The sequence below is a fragment of the Priestia sp. P5_B4 genome (assembly GCF_056400385.1).
Genome location: NZ_JBFULJ010001556.1, coordinates 1 through 507, shown reverse-complemented (window position 1 = coordinate 507; position 507 = coordinate 1). Strand labels below are relative to the sequence as shown.

Sequence of the window (507 nt, the reverse complement as noted above, 5' to 3'; positions counted from 1 at the left end):
ATTCAAGATATTTCAAGTAAAAAGGTCAGTTTAAATAACGAAAAAATATCTCAATATTTAGAAACAGAAATTCATTATATAAAGAAATCAGCGAAGATATGGTTTCTGAATTTTGGTAAACGGAAAATTAATGAAAAAGAATTAACATTATTCTTCTCGGATTTTAATTTTTATACAGTGGATGAAGTGGAGTTTCAAACAACAAAGCATGAATTCAGAGATAATTTGAAGTTTGAAAAAACACGAAAACGTAATAATCAAACAGAAATAATAATTTATAATAAACAATTAGAAAAATTCGAATTTCATGTAACTGATGAAGATGAAATTATAAAAATAGAGAAATTTTTCTTAAAATTAAAAGATGTAAAAGAAGAAAAAGAATTAACTGAAAAACTTAGGAGTTTGATAAATAAGCAACAGAAAGAAAGTAAGAGTTCATTTGAAGACATTGGGAAAATTCAATATCTTTCTAAAGAGCAGCATTTAATTTTTAAAGATAATTAC

At 23.5% G+C, this 507-nt stretch carries 1 protein-coding gene; it reads left to right on the top strand.

Annotated elements, in window-relative coordinates; translation table 11 throughout:
* A partial coding sequence (locus AC1DRF_RS32140; protein WP_477742847.1) for a hypothetical protein occupies positions 1-507 on the top strand: 507 nt, incomplete at both ends.